Genomic DNA, 17,120 nt, shown 5'->3' with positions numbered 1-17,120 from the left:
CCGTGATGTCACCACCCTGCGGGCAACTTGATAGCCTGCCCGACCAGCGCCGCCACGGCCCCCCGGCGATTTCGCAACGCTTCATCCTGCCTGGCTTTCAGCTTGCCAATCAGACGCCGCGAATTGCCTAGCAAAAACCTGATACCATAATTTCAATTTCCACCCGAGCCCGAAACCATGCAAGGTCGCAAACCCGTCCGCTATCAGGGAACCATCAGCAGCTGGAAAGACGAGCAGGGATACGGATTCATCGCGCCCAACGGTGGCGGTCCACCCGTGTTTGTGCACATCCACTCATTCAAGAGCGGATTACCGCGCCCCTACTGCACGGCGATTGTCACCTATGTGCTGGGGAATAAACCGCAGGGCCGGCCGTGCGCAGCCGACGTCGCGTACGCTGTCATCGGCGGCAACCACAAGGTGCCGCGACAAACTGGCGCACTGCCCATTATGATGGCGCTCATCTTTATGGTGGTGCTCGCCGCATTGGTGCTGTTGCAGCAATTGGCGGCAGTCGTCCTCGGCACCTATCTGGCTATGAGCCTCCTTACATTCATCGTGTATGGGCGTGATAAGGCCGCTGCCGGCGCCCAACGCCGCAGAACCAGCGAGAAAAAATTGCTTATGTTGGGCACCGCTGGTGGCTGGCCTGGCGCACTGTTGGCGCAGCACCTGCTACGGCACAAATCGAAGAAAACGTCTTTTCAAACTGCATTTCGCATCAGCGTCGTCATCAACTGCGCCGCACTGGGCGCTCTTGTGCTGTGTTCGGGCAATGCGCTACTGGGTACGCTATTCCTTTAACAACGAGAGCGTCTCCTCAACTTTTGCACACCTTTGGTCTGCACCTTGGGCAAGCGCACATAGAAGCGGTAACGCAACACCGTGCTGGGAGCGAACACGTGCTGCTTTTCAAAGACATACATCCAATTGAATGGGCAAAATAAAAGGGACCGGCGAGCGCCGGTCCCTTTTTTTATTGACGCTGCCTGCATACCCTTCAGGCGGCGCGTTTTCTTCTGGCGGCGGCGGCGATGGCAGCGCCAATTTCGCCGACAATGCCACGGCGGAACAGCAGCACGCAGACGATAAAAATCAGGCCAGTGACCATGCCCACCGATTCGCCGAGCGTGCTAAACCACTCGATGCCGGTGCTGCGGGCAATAAAATTGCCAAGGTCGCCCAGCTTGTTTTCCAGGGCAATGATAATAAACGCGCCAAGGATGGGACCGACCAGCGTGCCCATACCGCCCACCAGGGTCATCAGAACGACCAGCCCGGACATACTCCAATGCACATCGGTGAGCGTCTCAAAGCCCAGCACGACGGCCTTGGTGGACCCTGCCAGGCCCGCCAGCGCGGCCGACAGCACGAAGGCGGTCAGCTTGTAGCGGTGCACGTCGTAACCGAGGGAAATGGCGCGCGGCTCGTTCTCCTTGATGGCGGTGAGCACCTGACCGAATGGCGAATGGATGATGCGCACGATCAGGGCAAAGCCGGCGATGGCGATGGCCAGCACAAAGTAATACATGGTGGTGTCGTTGGCCAGATCGATCATGCCCAGCAGCTTGCCGCGCGGGATCCCTTGCAAACCGTCTTCGCCGTGGGTGAATGGCGCCCGCAGCATGCCGAAATACACCATCTGGACCAGGGCCAGGGTGATCATGGTGAAATAAATACCCTGGCGCCGAATCGCCAGCCAGCCCATCACCAGGCCAATCAGTGCAGCCACCAGCACGCCGACCAGGATGCCGATCTCGGTTGGCAAGCCGAGGGTGGTCAGCGCGTAGCCGGTAAAGTAACCGGCGGCGCCAAAAAAGGCGGCGTGACCAAACGACAGCAAGCCGGTGTAACCGATCAACAAGTTAAAGGCGCAGGCCAGCAGGCCGAAGCACAACAACTTCATCAGGAACACCGGGTAACCGACGAAGGGGGCGATTAAGGCCACCGCGAGGGCGATGGCAAAACCAATTTTACGGTTCATGGTGACTCCTTATTTCTCTTTGCCGAACAGGCCGGCAGGACGGATCAACAGGACGATGACCATGACAACAAACACCACCACTTCCGAACCTTCCGGATAAAACACGCGGGTAAATCCTTCGATGATGCCCAGGCCCAGGCCAGTGAGGATGGAGCCCATGATCGACCCCATGCCACCAATGACCACCACCGCAAAGACGACGATGATCAAATTCGAGCCCATCAGCGGGGTCACATTAATGATAGGCGCGGCCAGCACGCCGGCAAAGCCGGCCAGGGCGACGCCGAAGCCGTAGGTCAGGGTCACCATCAGCGGCACGTTGATGCCGAATGCTTCAACCAGCTTGGGGTTTTCGGTACCGGCGCGCAGGTAAGAGCCCAGCTTGGTTTTTTCAATCACGAACCAGGTGACCAGGCAAACGCTGAGCGACGCGACGACCACCCAGGCGCGGTAATTCGGCATCACCATGAAGCCCAGGTTGGTGGCGCCCTGCAATAACTCAGGCACTTCGATCGACTGACCGGAGACGCCGAAGAACGAGCGGAACACCCCTTCGAGCAGCAAGGTGATGCCGAAGGTGAGCAGCAAGCCATATAAATGGTCGAGTTTATACAGCCAGCGCAGCATCGATTTTTCAACCACGATGCCAAAGATGCCGACGATCAAAGGGGCGACCAGCAACATCACCCAGTAATTGAGGCCCAGCGTGGTGACGCCGATGAACGCGAGAAACGCGCCCACCATGTACAGCGCACCGTGTGAAAAGTTAATTACGTTGAGCAAGCCGAAAATGACAGCCAAACCCAGCGACAACATGGCATAAAAAGAGCCGTTGACCAGTCCCAGCAAAAGCTGGCTCATCATGGCAGGAAGCGGAACGCCGAAGATTTCCATGGCATCACAGTACAAAAACACCGGGGGACCGGCGTGGACAAAAGAACACGCCGTTTTGCGCAGGGGCAAAACGGCGCAAGCGCAAAGCAAGCCGTGCAACGGTGAGATCGAACGACTTGATAAAACAGTGACGTGAACAATTCAGGTAAAACAGCAGCAATCGAGCGGGCCATCACAAAAGAAGCGGGTACGCGACCCGCTTCCTTGACTATCACCCGGCGACGGCCGGGCCACCCCTTACATTACTTCCACAGCGCGCATTTGCTCTCGGCCTTGGTGGCATACGCCTGGGCGCCAGGGATGGTAGCGACGACCTTGTAGTAATCCCACGGGTACTTCGACTCAGCCTGGGTCTTGACCTGCATCAGGAACATATCGTGGACCATGCGGCCGTCCGGACGGATCACGCCGCCCTTGGCGAACATGTCGTTGATCGGCGTTTTTTTCATTTGTGCCATGATTTTTTCAGGATCATCGGTGCCAGCCGCTTTGACGGCGGCCAGGTAATTCATGGCGGCGGAATAATCAGCCGCTTGCAGCATCGATGGCTCTTTTTTCATCTTGGCAAAATAACGCTTCGACCAGGCGCGTGTCTGGTCGTTTTGATCCCAGTACCAGCCATCGGTCAGATACATGCCCTGGGTCATCTTCAAGCCCAGCGAGTGCACATCGTTGATGAACATCAGCAGGCCAGCGAGCTTCATGGTCTTGGTGATGCCAAACTCGTTAGCTGCCTTGATGGCATTGATGGTGTCGCCGCCGGCATTGGCCAGGCCGAGAATTTGCGCTTTCGATCCTTGCGCCTGCAGCAGGAAGGACGAGAAGTCGGATGCCGCCAGCGGGTGCTTGGCGCTGCCCATCACGGTGCCGCCATTGGCTTTGACAACTTCCGCCGTGTCTTTTTCGAGCGACTGGCCAAACGCATAGTCGGCCGTCAGGAAGTACCACGATTTGCCGCCCTGCTTGACGATGGTCGAGCCGGTGCCGCGCGCCAGGGCAATGGTGTCATAGGCGTAGTGGATGGTGAACGGGGTGCATTCTTCATTCGTCAGGCGGGCCGAGCCCGCGCCGATCGAAATGAACACTTTTTTCTTTTCCGCAGCGATTTTTGCCATGGCCAGGCTGGTGCCCGAATTTGTGCCACCGATGAGCATGTCGACGCCATCGCGGTCGAACCATTCGCGCGCCTTGCTGGCGGCGATATCCGCCTTGTTTTGGTGATCGGCGACGACAAATTCAATTTTTTTGCCGTTGATCATGCCGCCCATGTCGGCGATCGCCATCTTGACCGCTTCGGCGCCGCCATTGCCGTCAACGTCGGAATAGGTGCCCGACAGGTCGGTGATCATGCCGATCTTGATGGTGTCGCCAGAAATTTGGGCTTGGACCGAGGTCGACAGGCCTAGTGCGCACAGCGCGCTGGCTGCGACAGCAATAACGTTACGTTTCATTTTGTCTCCGTGAGGATATTATTAATTAATACTGCACTGTTGCACTTCTGCACTGCTGCACTCTTAAACGCCCAGCAGCTCGGTCAGTACCGGCATCTTGGCGCTCAATTCAGACGAAGCGAAGGTCTCGACGATCTGACCGTGCTCCATCACGTAAAACCGGTCCGCCAGTGGTGCGGCGAAGCGGAAATTCTGTTCCACCATGACGATTGTGTAGCCTTTTGCTTTCAGCTCGACAATCATGCGGGCCAGGCCCTGCACGATGACGGGCGCCAGGCCTTCCGAAATTTCATCGAGCAGCAACAGGCGCGCGCCGGTGCGCAGGATGCGCGCTACCGCCAGCATCTGCTGTTCGCCGCCGGACAGGCGGGTGCCCTGGCTATTGCGCCGTTCATACAAGTTTGGAAACATCTGATAAATCTCTTGCACCGACATGCCCTTGGCGGTGCCGGCCAGGGCCGGCGGCAGCATCAAGTTTTCTTCGGTCGACAGCGACGAAAAAATGCCGCGCTCTTCGGGACAATAACCGACCCCCAGGTGGGCGATTTTATGGGTCGCCATGGCAATCGACTCGACCCCATTGATCTTGATCGAGCCACTACGCTTGCCCGTCAATCCCATGATGGCGCGCATGGTGGTGGTGCGCCCCGCGCCATTGCGGCCAAGCAAGGTGACGACTTCGCCCTGGTTCACCGTCAAATTGACATCATGCAAAATATGGGATTCGCCATACCAGGCTTGCAACTTGCTAATTTCGAGTGCTGCGGCCATCAATGGGCTCCTTCCAGCGCGACATCAACCGTGCCCATGTACGCTTCCATCACTTGCGGATTCTTGGACACTTCGGCGTAACTGCCTTCGGCCAGCATGGCGCCCCGTTGTAGCACGGAGATCTTGTCGCAGATGCCGGATACCACATTCATATTGTGTTCGACCATCAAGATGGTGCGGCCCGCCGACACTTTTTTGATCAACTCGGTGACGCGGTGCACGTCTTCATGGCCCATGCCCTGGGTCGGCTCGTCGAGCAGCATCAATTCCGGTTCCATGGCCAGCGTGGTGGCAATTTCCAGTGCCCGCTTGCGGCCATACGGCATGTCGACGGTGATGGTGTCGGCAAACTCGGTCAAATCGACTTCGGCCAGCAACTGCATGGCGCGATCGTCCAGTTGTGAGAGCGAGCGCTCACTACGCCAGAAATGGTAAGAAGTGCCCAATTGGCGCTGCAAACCGATGCGCACATTTTGCAGCACGCTCAGGTGGGGAAACACGGCCGAAATCTGGAACGAACGGATCACGCCCATGCGGGCAATTTGCGCCGGCGCGGCGGCCGTAATATCTTTGCCATTGAACAAAATGGCGCCGGAAGTGGGCACCAGGAATTTGGTCAGCAAATTAAAACAGGTGGTCTTGCCGGCACCGTTGGGGCCGATCAACGCATGGATATGACCACGCTCGACGCGCAAATTCACGTCACTTACTGCCGTGAAACCCTTGAACTCTTTGGTCAAGTTGCGGGTTTCCAATATGACGTCAGTCATTGTGTCTCCGAAATAACTTTATGATACTGCTGTGTTAATTATCACCCGATAATACACAGATACCCTGGTCGTCACAATACGGTATAAATACGAGGCTTGCGCCCTGTTTTAGGGCGTTTTAAGGCAGTTTATTGCAAATTTTTAAGAAAGTGCGCACGTCAGCGCAGCGCTACTTTAGCAAGCCGCGGCGATAATCAACTGCGCGGCTTTTTCCGCGATCATCAAGGTGGGAGAATTGGTGTTGCCAGAGGTGATAGTTGGCATCACCGAAGCATCAATCACCCGCAAGCCGCGCACGCCGATCACTCGAAGAGTGCTGTCGACCACCGCCAGCGGATCGTCGGCGCGCCCCATTTTGCAGGTGCCGACCGGGTGAAAGATGGTGGTGCCGATCACGCCGGCCGCTTCAGCCAGCTGCGCCTGGCTGCTGTAGGCGGCACCCGGCTTGTATTCGACCGGGCCGTACTGCGCCAGCGCCGGCGCCGCCACGATGCGGCGGGTCAAGGCCAGGGCGTGCGCGGCGACCGTGCGATCGTCCAGGGTGCTGAGGTAATTGAGGACGATTTTCGGCGCTGCCGTGCTGTCACTGCTGGCCAGTCGCACGTGACCGCGCGAAGTGGGACGCAGATTGCACACGCTGGCCGTAAACGCGGGAAACGGGTGCAAGGGATCGCCAAATTTTTCCAGCGACAATGGCTGCACGTGATATTGCAAATTGGCCGAACGCTGCGCGGGATCGGACTTGGCAAACAGCCCCAGCTGCGACGGCGCCATCGACATCGGTCCGCTCTGGCGCAACGCGTATTCCATGCCAATTTTTAGCTTGCCGAACCAGCTGGCCGCCGTGGTGTTGAGGGTTTTGGCCTTGCTGACCTTGTACACCATGCGCAGCTGCAAGTGATCCTGTAAATTTTCGCCGACACCTGCCCGCTCGTGCACAGGCGTGATCCCCAGTGCGTGCAACGCGGGCGCCGACCCCACTCCCGACAATTGCAGGATGGTGGGCGAACCGATGGCGCCAGCCGCCAGCAGGGTTTCTAGTGCGGCATCGGCGCGAAAGCGCCGGCCGCCACCGCTGAACTCGACGCCACGGCACAGCGCGGCGCCACTGGCATCGTGCTCAATGATCAGGCGCTCGACATGACAGCCCGTCATGATGGTTAAATTCGGACGCCCGGCGACAGGACGCAAAAACGCCTTGGCCGTGTTCCAGCGGATGCCGCGCTTTTGGTTGACTTCGAAATACGCGCTGCCTTCGTTGTCGCCGCCATTAAAATCGTCGATTTTCGGGATACCGGTCTGACCGGCCGCATCACGAAAGGCATCGAGAATCTGCCATGACAGGCGCTGCTTTTCCACCCGCCACTCGCCGCCAGCGCCATGCAGGGCGCTGGCGCCCCCGTGGTGGTGTTCGGTTTGCATGAACAACGGCAATACCTGGTCCCAGCGCCAGGAAGCGTCACCCGTCAGTTCCGCCCAGTGATCATAGTCGCCCTGCTGGCCGCGCATATAAATCATGCCATTGATCGACGACGAGCCGCCCAGCACTTTTCCGCGCGGATACATCAAGGAACGGCCGCCCAGGCCAGTGTCCGGTTCGGTCTTGTATAGCCAGTCGGTACGGGGATTGCCGATGCAGTGCAGGTAGCCGACCGGGATGTGGATCCACAAATAATCGTCCTTGCCGCCCGCCTCGATCAGCAGGACGTTATGGTCTTTGTTGCGCGTGAGGCGATTGGCCAGCAAGCAGCCAGCTGTTCCTGCGCCGACAATAATATAGTCGTAGTGTCCTGCCGATTCCAAGCCTGTCTCCTTGTTTTATATTGTTTTATATTATTTTAACGATGTTGCAGTCATCTCCGCCGCCAGGGTGTTCATCAAGGCGGCCACCGACATCGGCCGCGCCCGGTTCACCCCGCTGCCGGCCCATAGCGACATCAACTCGCTATTCCCGGCGGCGGCCGCCGCCGCCCGTATGCTGCCCGTCAACGCATTTTGTACAGGATACGCTGGAACTTGCTGCTCGACGGCTTCCATCTCGCGCATGAAGTCATTTTCGATACCGCGCGCGTAGCGGCCAGAAATCGCCCGCGTCAGGCGCGTCTGTGCATTGGCCGACAACAAACGCTGTTTATAGGCAGGGTGAACGGCCGCTTCATCGCTAACCAGGAAAGCGGTGCCCATTTGCACGGCGCTGACCCCCAGCGCCAGCGCGGCGCCGATATCACGGCCATCCATGATGGCACCGGCAGCAACCACCGGCAGACGCACGGCAGCGACCACCTGCGACCACAATTCGCGCGCCGTCAGCGTTGCCTCCTCCTGACGGCCAATAAAGGTGCCGCGATGGCCACCGGCCTCGATGCCCGAGGCGATCACCGCATCGGCACCGACCGCTTGCCAGGCCACTGCCTCGGCCACCGTGGTGACCGTCCCCAGCACCAGGATGCCGGCGCCGTGCAGGCGTTCCACCTGCTGCGAAGACAGGATATCGAAGGTAAAACTGGCCAGCGCCGGGCGCAATTCCAGCAAGGTCTCGAACTGGGCATGAAAATCCTGGCACCACTGTGACGGCCGCGGCAGTTCATCCCAGCCCAGTTGCTGCCAGATGGGACGCAACAATTGGCTGGCCGCAGCGATGGCACTGTCATCGGGCGCGGGCACCGATTGCACAAAAAAATTCAAAAAAAACGGTTGATTGGTCAACGAGCGAATGGCGGCGACCTGATCGCGCAAGGCGGCGACAGAGAGGAGCGAGCCGGGCAGACTACCAAGACCGCCAGCATTGCAGACGGCAGCAATCAGCTCTGGCGTACAAAAACCACCAGCCATCGGGCCCTGGATGACGGGCAGGCGTCGCGAATTGAACAGTTTTAGGGCATCCATGGGGGCTCCTGTGGATAAGTGTCTGAATATCCACAGGCACCGATTGTGGATAAACCCCATTTTATGCACAGCCCTATTTTTGTCCAGAATTGCTTCTGCCATCATACAGAATCGTTAACACCCTTGTACAACCCGCAAGCGCTTGATTTAATGGAAAAATATGGGCTTATCCACAGAAAACGGGCAGTGTTAACTACTACTACTAAACTTGTATACCTACTTTGTTAAGTAAACAAAACAAGAGCAAAAAACAAAAAAAACCGAAAAAGCGCGAAAGCGCGACCGCTTCAAAAAAGTGACTATTTTGTTAAATTTCAAAAAAAATGCTGAAAGCCAACAAAAGAAAGCCAGAGCCAGAAACGCCCTTGCCACACCGCTTGTGGATAAGCTGTTGGATATCCACAGGGCTAGTTGTGCAAAACCTGGTCAGAGTCACACCGTCGCAAAATTGTCCAACAACCGTCCCCCTTCGATACAATGTTTTCAAGTCCTCTTGTCAATCGCGTAAACCATTGAAGCTGTTGATAATTAGTGACTTATCCACAGAAGCCATCGATGCCTACTATTACTACTACCTTTGTATACCTATCTTTGTATAAAACAGTAAACAACCAGAAGCAGTGGACAAGTGCTGGCAAGCCGCTTTTTAACATCGTCTGTACGCCACCGACACCATGAATCGCCATCCAATCGGCCGTCTCGGCATCATTAGCGCCCTGCAGGAAGAGCAACAAGGGCTGGTAGAAGCCATGCAAGGGGCCACCACGCACATCCACGGCCGCCGTGACTACACCACCGGCACCTTGTGGGGGATCGACGCTGTGTGCGTGCTGTCCCGGATCGGCAAGGTCGCTGCCGCCATGACGGCAACCTTGTTGGTGGAAAAGTTTGGGATAACTCACCTGTTATTCACCGGCGTGGCCGGTTCAGGTGGCAATGGGGTGCAAGTGGGCGACATCGTTGTCGCCGATTGCCTGGTGCAGCATGATATGGATGCCAGTCCCCTGTTCCCCGCCTACGAAGTACCGTTGACGGGGATCAGTTATTTTAAAAGCGACCGTTGTTTGACCAAGCGCCTGTTGCAGGCCAGCACCAGCTTCGTCGCCAGCGATCTGGCAGTTGCCATCAGCCTGGCTGATCGCCATCTGTTTGGTCTACAGCAAGTGCGCGTACACCAGGGGGTGGTGGCCAGTGGCGACCAGTTTATCGATAGCGCAGCACGCATCGCCCGCCTCAGGGACAACCATCCGGGTTTGCTGGCGGTAGAAATGGAAGGGGCGGCGGTGGCCCAGGTATGTTTCGACTTGAACGTGCCGTTTACTGTGATGCGCACGATTTCCGACAACGCCAATGAAGCAGCGGCCACCGATTTCCTGCACTTCGTGCAGGCGGTGGCCGCCCAGTATGCGTTTTATATTATTCAACGCTTTTGCGAGCTCAGTTGTGGGCCTAGTTGCAAGCCCAGTTGCAAGCCGGACCGGCAATCCGGTCCAGTTGCCTGATTACACGCTCAATTAAACGCCCAGCGTCATCAAACTGGCGTTACCGCCGGCCGCAGTGGTATTGATACACAACGCGCGCTCAGCCACCAGGCGCCACAGGGGAATGGCAGCCTCGGCAGTGGTAGTGATCAGGCTGACCAGGGCACCATCGCCACTGGCCAGCGGCGTTGCCAGCGCCGCGCCTGCCTGCGCATCGACCAGTGCCACCTGGAAGCCAGTGGCAGCTGCCAGCGTGTCGACCACTTGGACGTGCTGCAACACTGCTGGCGGCAAGCCCACCATCCACTGTTCGCGCAAGACGACCGCGCGATTGCCCGTGGCAAATACAGCGGCAAGTTGATTGAGCAAGGTGGCCGCGCTACCGGCCGCGCACAGCACCAGGCCCCGCGCAGCAAAAGCGAGCGTGTTGCGCTCGCCCGTAGGACCGGGCAAAACGATGCTGTCGCCAAGTACGCTTGCCTGTTGATAGCGTCGAATATGAGCGACGACGCCGGCGTGGCCGTTCGCACCAGACCAGTCGGCCAGAGCATCCAGCACCGGCATTGGCGCGCGCGCGCCGGCGGCCGGCAGCTCGGACGCCGCCAGTTGCAGCCGTTTAAGATACAGGGGACCACCGGCCTTGGGGCCGGTGCCCGATTTGCCTTCACCACCAAACGGCTGCACGCCGACAACGGCGCCGACAATATTGCGGTTTACATAGATATTGCCAACATGGGCGCGCTGGCTTATAAAATCGATGGTTTCATCGATGCGCGAATGGACGCCCAGGGTCAAGCCAAAACCGCTGGCATTGATCGATTCGACCAGTTGCGGCAAATCGGCACGGCGGTAGCGGATGATGTGCAGCACGGGTCCGAACACTTCGTGGGTCAATTCGGCCAGCGATCCGATTTCCAGCACGGTGGGGGCGACGAAGGTACCGTGCTCGCTCAAACTGGCGGGCAACTCGAGGGCAAAATACGCGCGTGCGGTCGCCCTGGTGCGGGCAATATGGGCCAATAAACTGTCGCGCGCTTCGGCATCAATGACGGGACCGATGTCGGTAGCCAGGCGATCGGGCACGCCCACGCGCAACTCTTGCATCGCACCCTTGAGCATGCGGATGGTTTTATCGGCAATTTCTTCCTGCAAGAACAGCACCCGCAAGGCCGAGCAGCGCTGGCCGGCACTGTCGAATGCCGAACTGAGGACGTCTTGCACCACCTGCTCGGGCAGAGCCGAAGAATCGACGATCAGTGCATTCTGGCCACCGGTCTCGGCAATCAGGGCGATCTCGATGTTTTCCTTGATGCTGCGCGCTGCCAGGGTGCGGTTAATCAATTGCGCCACTTCGGTCGAACCGGTAAAAATCACCCCGCGCACACGGCTGTCGGCAGTCAAGGCAGCGCCAATTATGTCGCCGCGGCCAGGCAATAACTGGAGTGCAGCGAACGGCATACCGGCCTGGTAAAACAACTCGACGGCGCGGTGCGCAATCAAGGGGGTTTGCTCGGCCGGTTTGGCCAGCACCACATTGCCGGCCACCAGGGCGGCGGCCACTTGTCCCGTAAAAATCGCCAGTGGGAAATTCCATGGACTGATACACACCACCGTTCCCAGCGCCGTCGACGGCGCGCTGGTGGCGGCCTGGTGCGCATAATAACGGAGGAAATCGACCGCTTCGCGTACTTCGGCGATTGCATTGGGCAACGATTTGCCTGCTTCGCGCACGGCCAGCGCCATCAATTCCTGGCAGTTCGCTTCGAACAGGTCGGCCACTTGCAGCAGCAGGGCGGCGCGCATCTGCGGGCTTTGCCCCTGCCAGGAGGGGGCGGCAGCGCTGGCGGCGGTCAGTGCCGCGTCGACCTGGGCGGCGCTGGCATCGGTGACGCTGCCGACGATGTCACGGTGATCGGCGGGATTGCGCAGCGTGCGCGCGGCTGTTTCGGCTTCAAACGCGGCAGCGATCAGCGGCGTGGCCGCATAGCTACGTGGGCGGCTGAGGGTAGCTGCCAGCGCGGTGAGCACATTTTCATTGCTCAAATCGAGCCCGGCCGAATTGGCGCGCTCGCTGCCAAATAACTGGCGCGGCAGGGCGATGGCTGGATGGGGCGCGCCATTGAGCCGCGCCGCCACCTCGAACGGGTCGGCAATCAGCGAAGCGATCGACACTTGCGGATCGACGATCTGGTTGACGAATGACGAATTGGCGCCGTTTTCCAGCAAACGCCGCACCAGGTAGGCGAGCAGGGTTTCGTGCGAACCGACCGGTGCATAAATGCGGCACGCCTTGTTCAGATTGGCGCTGCCCACCACCTGGTCGTACAGGGTTTCGCCCATGCCGTGCAGGCACTGGAACTCGTAATTGTCAATGCCGTCGGCTTTTGCCCAAGTATAAATAACGGCCAGGGTGTGGGCGTTATGGGTAGCAAACTGCGGATACAGGCTCGCTGATGCCGACAGCAGCTTGCGGGCGCAGGTCAGATAGCTGACATCGGTGTACACCTTGCGGGTGTAGACGGGAAAGCCGGCCATGCCATCGACCTGGGCGCGCTTGATTTCAGCATCCCAATAGGCGCCCTTGACCAGTCGCACCATGAATGTGCGAGCACTGCGGCGCGCCAGGTCGATCAGGAAATCGATGACGAAGGGGCAGCGTTTTTGATAGGCCTGGACCACGAAGCCAATACCGCCAAAGCCGGCTAATGCCGGATCGAAGGCCAGTGCTTCCATCAAATCGAGCGAAATCTCCAGGCGCTCGGCTTCTTCCGCATCGATATTGATGCCGATGTTGTACTGTTTGGCCAGCAGCACCAGGGTGCGCACGCGTGGCAGCAATTCATTCATCACGCGCGCATGCTGGGCCCGGCTATAGCGGGGATGCAGGGCCGATAACTTGATCGAAATACCGGGGCCGTCGTTGATGCCGCGGCCGTTCGAGGCCTTGCCGATGGCGTGGATGGCCGTTTCGTAAGACTGGTAATACGCTTGCGCATCGTCCGCCGTCAGCGCCGCTTCGCCCAGCATGTCGTACGAATAGCGGTAGCCGCGCGCCTCGTTGGGGCGGCTGTTTTTCAAGGCATCGTCGATGGTCTGGCCGGTGACGAACTGGTTGCCCAGCATGCGCATGGCCAGATCGACACCCTTGCGGATCAGCGGCTCGCCGCCCTTGCCAATCAATTTGGTCAAAGCAGAACCAAGGCCCTGCTCGCTGTTGCTGCCGACTAATTTACCGGTAATCAACAAGCCCCAGGTGGCGGCGTTAACGAACAGAGAAGGTGATTCGCCCAGGTGGCGGCGCCAGTCACCCTTGCTGATCTTGTCGGCGATCAAGCGGTCAGCGGTGGCGCTGTCGGGGATGCGCAGCAAGGCTTCGGCCAGGCACATCAGGGCAACGCCCTCTTCCGACGACAGGGAAAACTCATGCATCAAGGCATCGACGCCCGACGCCCGCGTGCGCTTGGCGCGGACTTGCTCGACCAGCCGATGGGCCAGCGGGGCGGCGTCCTCATTGGCGCGCGCACGCTCACCGAGCAGCCACGCCACGGCATCGGCTTCGGCGCGCCGGTAGGCAGCGGTGACGGCGGCGCGCAGTGCCGATTGCGGCGGTTTGATTTCAGCGAGCAAGGCGGCAAACGGCAGGTCGGTCACGGCCGAAGGGGCGGCAATATTCATGGTGAACTCTTTATAGGCAAGAACGGTACGAAACAGCTGTGTTGAAACAGACAAACACCGCAACAGGAAAGGAAGGTTACAAAATACGTTACAAAGCGCGTTACAACGCGCGTCACAGAGCCAGCAGCACACGCAGGCCATCGCGCGGCGCCGGACGCCAAAAAATTGATTCGATTGTAGTGGGGTTTCTTCTGGATTAATTCTGGTATTACGGAATGCTAGCCATAGATAGTTTTTGGTGAGACAATTTAACCAAATAATATTTATATTGGGAGTGCACCCGCATGCTTGACAAGATCAGCAAGAAAATTCTCGCCGAACTGCAAAATGACGGCCGTATCAGCAACGTCGAACTGGCTGCGCGGGTCAATCTGTCGCCCGCCGCCTGCCTTGAACGGGTACGCAAATTGCATGAATTGGGCTACATCATGGGTTACACCGCCCAGCTCAATCCGCAGTTGCTCGACGTCTCGCTGCTGGTATTTATTGAAGTGGTGCTCGATCGCACCACGCCGGAAGTGTTCGATGCCTTTAAAAACAGCGTGCAGCTGATCCCTGAAGTGCTCGAATGCCACATGGTGGCAGGTGGCTTCGATTACCTGGTCAAGGCGCGTGTCAAAGACATGGCGGCCTACCGCGAATTTCTCGGCAAAACGCTGTTGCAAAAAGGCGTGCGTGAAACCCACACCTATGCGGTGATGGAAGAAGTCAAAAATACCACCAAGCTGCCGATTCGCTGAGCTGCTGCGGCTGCCATTTTTCGTGCTTAATCCTGCAGCTTGGCCGCCACCTTGTGCGACGGCGCTGCGCGCAGATTGACGCTTTCAAAATGCCGGCGCAGCCAGATGTGGGCGGGACTGCGCGCATCGCGCTCATGCCAGAGCATGTCAATGTGCACCGCCGGCAAACTGAACGGCAATTCGCGCCATACCAGGGCGTCGGCGGTACCGGTCGACGCAATCAAGTGTTTTGGTAACACGGTGATCAGGTCGGAATTGGCGACCACACGGCCAGCCGTAAAAAACTGGTTGACGGTCAATAAAATACGGCGTTCGCGCCCCAGCTGGGCCAGCGCCTCGTCGGTCAAGCCATGGGCGCGGCCCGAAAAGCTGACCAATAAATGGTTAGCAGTAACATAACGGTCGAGTGTCAATTCCTGCTTGGCCAGCGGATGATCCTTGCGCATCACACACACATAGCGCCCTGAATAGAGGCGCTCATGACGCACGGGCGAGCCGGTCTCGGACGACAACTGCGCGGCCACCCCGGGAAAAAAGCCGACAGCCAGATCGATGTCGCCGCGTAACAGCAAAGGCCGCGGCTCGCGCGTGGTCAAGGGCACCATGCGCACGGTGACGCCGGGTGCTTCGTGCTCGATGGCACGCATCAAGGAAGGCAGCCAAAACGCGGCGGTGGCATCGGCCATCGCCATGCGGAAGGTGGTGTTGGCTTTTGAGACATCGAAGGTGCCCGGCGCCACCGCCGCTTCCAGCCCCGCCAGCGCCTGACGCACGGCCGGCCACAGTTGCTCGGCACGGGGCGTCGGTTTGACGCCATACGCGGTGCGGATCAACAAATCATCGCCCAGGCTTTCACGCAAGCGCTTGATGGCGTTCGACACTGCCGGTTGGGTCATCGCCAGGTGGCCGGCGGCGCGCGTCAAGTTCTGTTCCGTCATGACGGCATCGAACACGCGCAGCAAGTTCAGATCAAGGGTGAGAAAGCTCATGGCAAGAATAAAAGAGTTGGTAATTCATGCAGCAGGCATGGAAATGCCAATATACATCAAACCATTCAGCGTTCATATAATCGGTATTGAAAATTGGAATTAGATTTATATGTTGCGTTGCACTATAGTTCTTCGATAGTAAGCTAATTCATTGGATCTACCGTGTCGTTCACTTCAAGCATGTTTCAAACCGCTGCCGGCGTGCCGGTCCTGCCGATCGTCAACCTGATCCTCGGCGTGTCCGCCACCGCCGCCCTGGCGCTGTTGTTCAAACCCCTGCTGAGCGGTATCGCGCGCGCCACCGTGCTGGTGTTGCGGCCGCGCCTGACGCGCGATGCGCTGGCTGCCCGGCGCCGGCTGCGCGACACCAAGCTGATGCAAAAAACCATCAATTCGGCGCAGGGCGTCAGCCAGACCGCGGAATTGCATTCGATCGTCGCCCGCGGCTGATACGAGTCGCACCAAAAAAAGCGGCGCCGGGGTTTCCTCGGCGCCGCTTTTTTATTGTTGAGCGTGCTGGCGCGCCACTCAGCGCGCCACACCCAGCAAAGCGCCCTTGAGGTGGCTGTCGGCCGGCTTGTCACCCAGCCAGATACGCAGCATGGCATTGTAAAAGCCTGGATCGCTGATAATTTCTCCCAGTTTTTTACCATTGAGTTCAGCCTGGGTACCGGCAGCGGGAATCAGGTCGAGGTGCATGACATCGCCCTTCTTGACGCCGGGAATGGCGCCAAACAATTCGCCGAATTTGGCGATCTGGCCGGCGTAGCGGGCTTTTTCGGCGGCGTCGGTGTTGTCGCTGATGCCTTTCAAAAAGGCATCGCCGAAATCGGCCGAGCTGACATCGCGCATCATGACGAGGGTGACGCGGCGCGGGCCTTCCTGCTTGAGGATGTCGGCAACCGTGTTTTTCTTTTCGCCCAGATACAGGCCCGCCGCGTACACCTTGAAAATGACCTTGGTGCGCACACCGGCGCCATTCAAGACCAGTTCCTTGCCAGCCACTTTGGTGGTGTCGTCGAATTTGATGCCATTCACTTCAGCGGCAACGCTGCCCTGGGCGACGGCCAGGGCGATCAGCGTGCCGGCGCACCAGTGTTTCAGATTGAGTCGTGTCGCAACCATGGTTGTCTCCGTTGTTGTTTAATTACCGGGTTCGTGCGCGCCGAATATAGCACGGGCGTACACCAATGGTAACAAGCGCTGAGCGCTTTCGAGATCAGGCGAGCTTGGCGGCGGCCAAGCGTTCGTACTTGACCATCAATTGTTCAGGCGATTCGCGCCAGGCCGGATCGAAGGGGATGCAACTGACCGGACAGACTTGTTGGCACTGCGGCTCATCGAAATGGCCGACGCACTCGGTGCATTTGTTCGGATCGATCTCATAGATCTCCGCACCCATATAAATGGCCTCGTTCGGGCATTCGGGTTCGCACACGTCGCAGTTGATGCAGTCGTCGGTAATCAGCAGTGCCATGG

Annotated in this window: 15 protein-coding genes; 4 read left to right on the top strand and 11 right to left on the bottom strand. The window is 58.5% G+C overall.

The genetic code is table 11. From position 1 onward, the window contains the following. Positions 1 to 177: 177 nt before the first annotated feature. Positions 178 to 804, top strand: a complete 627-nt coding sequence (locus ACP7BZ_RS14075; protein WP_426114139.1) for a DUF1294 domain-containing protein — start codon at positions 178 to 180, stop codon at positions 802 to 804. 196 nt (positions 805 to 1,000) lie between these two features. On the opposite strand, the gene ACP7BZ_RS14070 is transcribed toward ACP7BZ_RS14075, so the two are convergent. The 7 genes from ACP7BZ_RS14070 to ACP7BZ_RS14040 form a co-directional block, all read right to left on the bottom strand. Continuing rightward, positions 1,001 to 1,984 (bottom strand): branched-chain amino acid ABC transporter permease, encoded by a 984-nt coding sequence (locus tag ACP7BZ_RS14070; protein ID WP_426114137.1) that lies wholly within the window; start codon positions 1,982 to 1,984, stop codon positions 1,001 to 1,003. Positions 1,985 to 1,993: 9 nt separating this feature from the next. Further along, the gene (locus ACP7BZ_RS14065) at positions 1,994 to 2,878 is read right to left on the bottom strand and encodes a branched-chain amino acid ABC transporter permease (RefSeq protein WP_426114135.1); all 885 of its coding nucleotides are present in this window, start codon (positions 2,876 to 2,878) and stop codon (positions 1,994 to 1,996) included. A gap of 242 nt (positions 2,879 to 3,120) precedes the next feature. Continuing rightward, complete coding sequence (locus ACP7BZ_RS14060) at positions 3,121 to 4,329, bottom strand: ABC transporter substrate-binding protein (RefSeq protein WP_426114133.1); 1,209 nt, start codon at positions 4,327 to 4,329, stop codon at positions 3,121 to 3,123. Between the two features lie 63 nt (positions 4,330 to 4,392). Then, positions 4,393 to 5,100 carry an ABC transporter ATP-binding protein gene (locus ACP7BZ_RS14055; protein ID WP_426114131.1) on the bottom strand — a complete coding sequence of 236 codons (708 nt, stop codon included), beginning with the start codon at positions 5,098 to 5,100 and terminating at the stop codon, positions 4,393 to 4,395. Then, positions 5,100 to 5,870, bottom strand: coding sequence for an ABC transporter ATP-binding protein (locus ACP7BZ_RS14050; protein WP_426114129.1), 771 nt, complete (start codon positions 5,868 to 5,870; stop codon positions 5,100 to 5,102). The genes ACP7BZ_RS14055 and ACP7BZ_RS14050 overlap by 1 nt, the downstream gene beginning before the upstream one ends. A 174-nt stretch (positions 5,871 to 6,044) precedes the next feature. Then, positions 6,045 to 7,673 carry a GMC family oxidoreductase gene (locus ACP7BZ_RS14045; protein WP_426114127.1) on the bottom strand — a complete coding sequence of 543 codons (1,629 nt, stop codon included), beginning with the start codon at positions 7,671 to 7,673 and terminating at the stop codon, positions 6,045 to 6,047. 30 nt (positions 7,674 to 7,703) lie between these two features. Next, the gene (locus ACP7BZ_RS14040) at positions 7,704 to 8,756 is read right to left on the bottom strand and encodes an NAD(P)H-dependent flavin oxidoreductase (protein ID WP_426114125.1); all 1,053 of its coding nucleotides are present in this window, start codon (positions 8,754 to 8,756) and stop codon (positions 7,704 to 7,706) included. Between the two features lie 674 nt (positions 8,757 to 9,430). On the opposite strand from ACP7BZ_RS14040, the gene ACP7BZ_RS14035 reads away from it, so the two are divergent. Beyond that, positions 9,431 to 10,258, top strand: coding sequence for a 5'-methylthioadenosine/adenosylhomocysteine nucleosidase (locus ACP7BZ_RS14035; RefSeq protein WP_426114123.1), 828 nt, complete (start codon positions 9,431 to 9,433; stop codon positions 10,256 to 10,258). A 12-nt stretch (positions 10,259 to 10,270) separates the two neighbouring features. Here ACP7BZ_RS14035 and putA read toward each other — a convergent pair whose 3' ends face one another. Next, on the bottom strand, positions 10,271 to 13,912 hold the full coding sequence (gene putA, locus ACP7BZ_RS14030; protein ID WP_426114121.1) for a trifunctional transcriptional regulator/proline dehydrogenase/L-glutamate gamma-semialdehyde dehydrogenase: 3,642 nt from the start codon (positions 13,910 to 13,912) through the stop codon (positions 10,271 to 10,273). Positions 13,913 to 14,196: 284 nt separating this feature from the next. Between putA and ACP7BZ_RS14025 the strand changes: the two genes are divergently transcribed. After that, a complete protein-coding gene (locus tag ACP7BZ_RS14025; RefSeq protein WP_426114119.1) occupies positions 14,197 to 14,652 on the top strand; it encodes an Lrp/AsnC ligand binding domain-containing protein in 456 nt (151 codons plus the stop codon). Positions 14,653 to 14,678: 26 nt separating this feature from the next. Here the strand turns inward: ACP7BZ_RS14025 and ACP7BZ_RS14020 are convergent, their stop codons facing one another. Beyond that, positions 14,679 to 15,641, bottom strand: coding sequence for a LysR family transcriptional regulator (locus tag ACP7BZ_RS14020; protein WP_426114117.1), 963 nt, complete (start codon positions 15,639 to 15,641; stop codon positions 14,679 to 14,681). A gap of 162 nt (positions 15,642 to 15,803) precedes the next feature. Between ACP7BZ_RS14020 and ACP7BZ_RS14015 the strand changes: the two genes are divergently transcribed. Further along, positions 15,804 to 16,091 carry a hypothetical protein gene (locus ACP7BZ_RS14015; RefSeq protein ID WP_426114115.1) on the top strand — a complete coding sequence of 96 codons (288 nt, stop codon included), beginning with the start codon at positions 15,804 to 15,806 and terminating at the stop codon, positions 16,089 to 16,091. Between the two features lie 78 nt (positions 16,092 to 16,169). Here the strand turns inward: ACP7BZ_RS14015 and ACP7BZ_RS14010 are convergent, their stop codons facing one another. Together ACP7BZ_RS14010 and ACP7BZ_RS14005 are read right to left on the bottom strand one after the other, a co-directional pair. After that, positions 16,170 to 16,766 carry a chalcone isomerase family protein gene (locus ACP7BZ_RS14010; protein ID WP_426114113.1) on the bottom strand — a complete coding sequence of 199 codons (597 nt, stop codon included), beginning with the start codon at positions 16,764 to 16,766 and terminating at the stop codon, positions 16,170 to 16,172. A 94-nt stretch (positions 16,767 to 16,860) separates the two neighbouring features. Beyond that, positions 16,861 to 17,118, bottom strand: coding sequence for a YfhL family 4Fe-4S dicluster ferredoxin (locus ACP7BZ_RS14005; protein ID WP_426114111.1), 258 nt, complete (start codon positions 17,116 to 17,118; stop codon positions 16,861 to 16,863). Positions 17,119 to 17,120: the final 2 nt, after the last annotated feature.

It is taken from the genome of Massilia sp. PWRC2 (assembly GCF_049896725.1).
GTDB lineage: Bacteria > Pseudomonadota > Gammaproteobacteria > Burkholderiales > Burkholderiaceae_D > JAFCUW01.
The sequence above is the reverse complement of the archived record's forward strand: the minus strand, read 5'-3'. Positions and strand labels throughout refer to the sequence as shown.

What these genes read in the sequence shown, in the direction of transcription:
- ACP7BZ_RS14040 (WP_426114125.1), bottom strand. Translation starts at nt 8,756, where the DNA reads ATGGATGCCCTAAAACTGTTCAATTCGCGACGCCTGCCCGTCATCCAG.
- ACP7BZ_RS14075 (WP_426114139.1), top strand. Translation starts at nt 178, where the DNA reads ATGCAAGGTCGCAAACCCGTCCGCTATCAGGGAACCATCAGCAGCTGG.
- ACP7BZ_RS14065 (WP_426114135.1), bottom strand. Translation starts at nt 2,878, where the DNA reads ATGGAAATCTTCGGCGTTCCGCTTCCTGCCATGATGAGCCAGCTTTTG.
- ACP7BZ_RS14005 (WP_426114111.1), bottom strand. Translation starts at nt 17,118, where the DNA reads ATGGCACTGCTGATTACCGACGACTGCATCAACTGCGACGTGTGCGAA.
- ACP7BZ_RS14050 (WP_426114129.1), bottom strand. Translation starts at nt 5,870, where the DNA reads ATGACTGACGTCATATTGGAAACCCGCAACTTGACCAAAGAGTTCAAG.
- putA (WP_426114121.1), bottom strand. Translation starts at nt 13,912, where the DNA reads ATGAATATTGCCGCCCCTTCGGCCGTGACCGACCTGCCGTTTGCCGCC.
- ACP7BZ_RS14055 (WP_426114131.1), bottom strand. Translation starts at nt 5,100, where the DNA reads ATGGCCGCAGCACTCGAAATTAGCAAGTTGCAAGCCTGGTATGGCGAA.
- ACP7BZ_RS14035 (WP_426114123.1), top strand. Translation starts at nt 9,431, where the DNA reads ATGAATCGCCATCCAATCGGCCGTCTCGGCATCATTAGCGCCCTGCAG.
- ACP7BZ_RS14060 (WP_426114133.1), bottom strand. Translation starts at nt 4,329, where the DNA reads ATGAAACGTAACGTTATTGCTGTCGCAGCCAGCGCGCTGTGCGCACTA.
- ACP7BZ_RS14070 (WP_426114137.1), bottom strand. Translation starts at nt 1,984, where the DNA reads ATGAACCGTAAAATTGGTTTTGCCATCGCCCTCGCGGTGGCCTTAATC.
- ACP7BZ_RS14020 (WP_426114117.1), bottom strand. Translation starts at nt 15,641, where the DNA reads ATGAGCTTTCTCACCCTTGATCTGAACTTGCTGCGCGTGTTCGATGCC.
- ACP7BZ_RS14025 (WP_426114119.1), top strand. Translation starts at nt 14,197, where the DNA reads ATGCTTGACAAGATCAGCAAGAAAATTCTCGCCGAACTGCAAAATGAC.
- ACP7BZ_RS14010 (WP_426114113.1), bottom strand. Translation starts at nt 16,766, where the DNA reads ATGGTTGCGACACGACTCAATCTGAAACACTGGTGCGCCGGCACGCTG.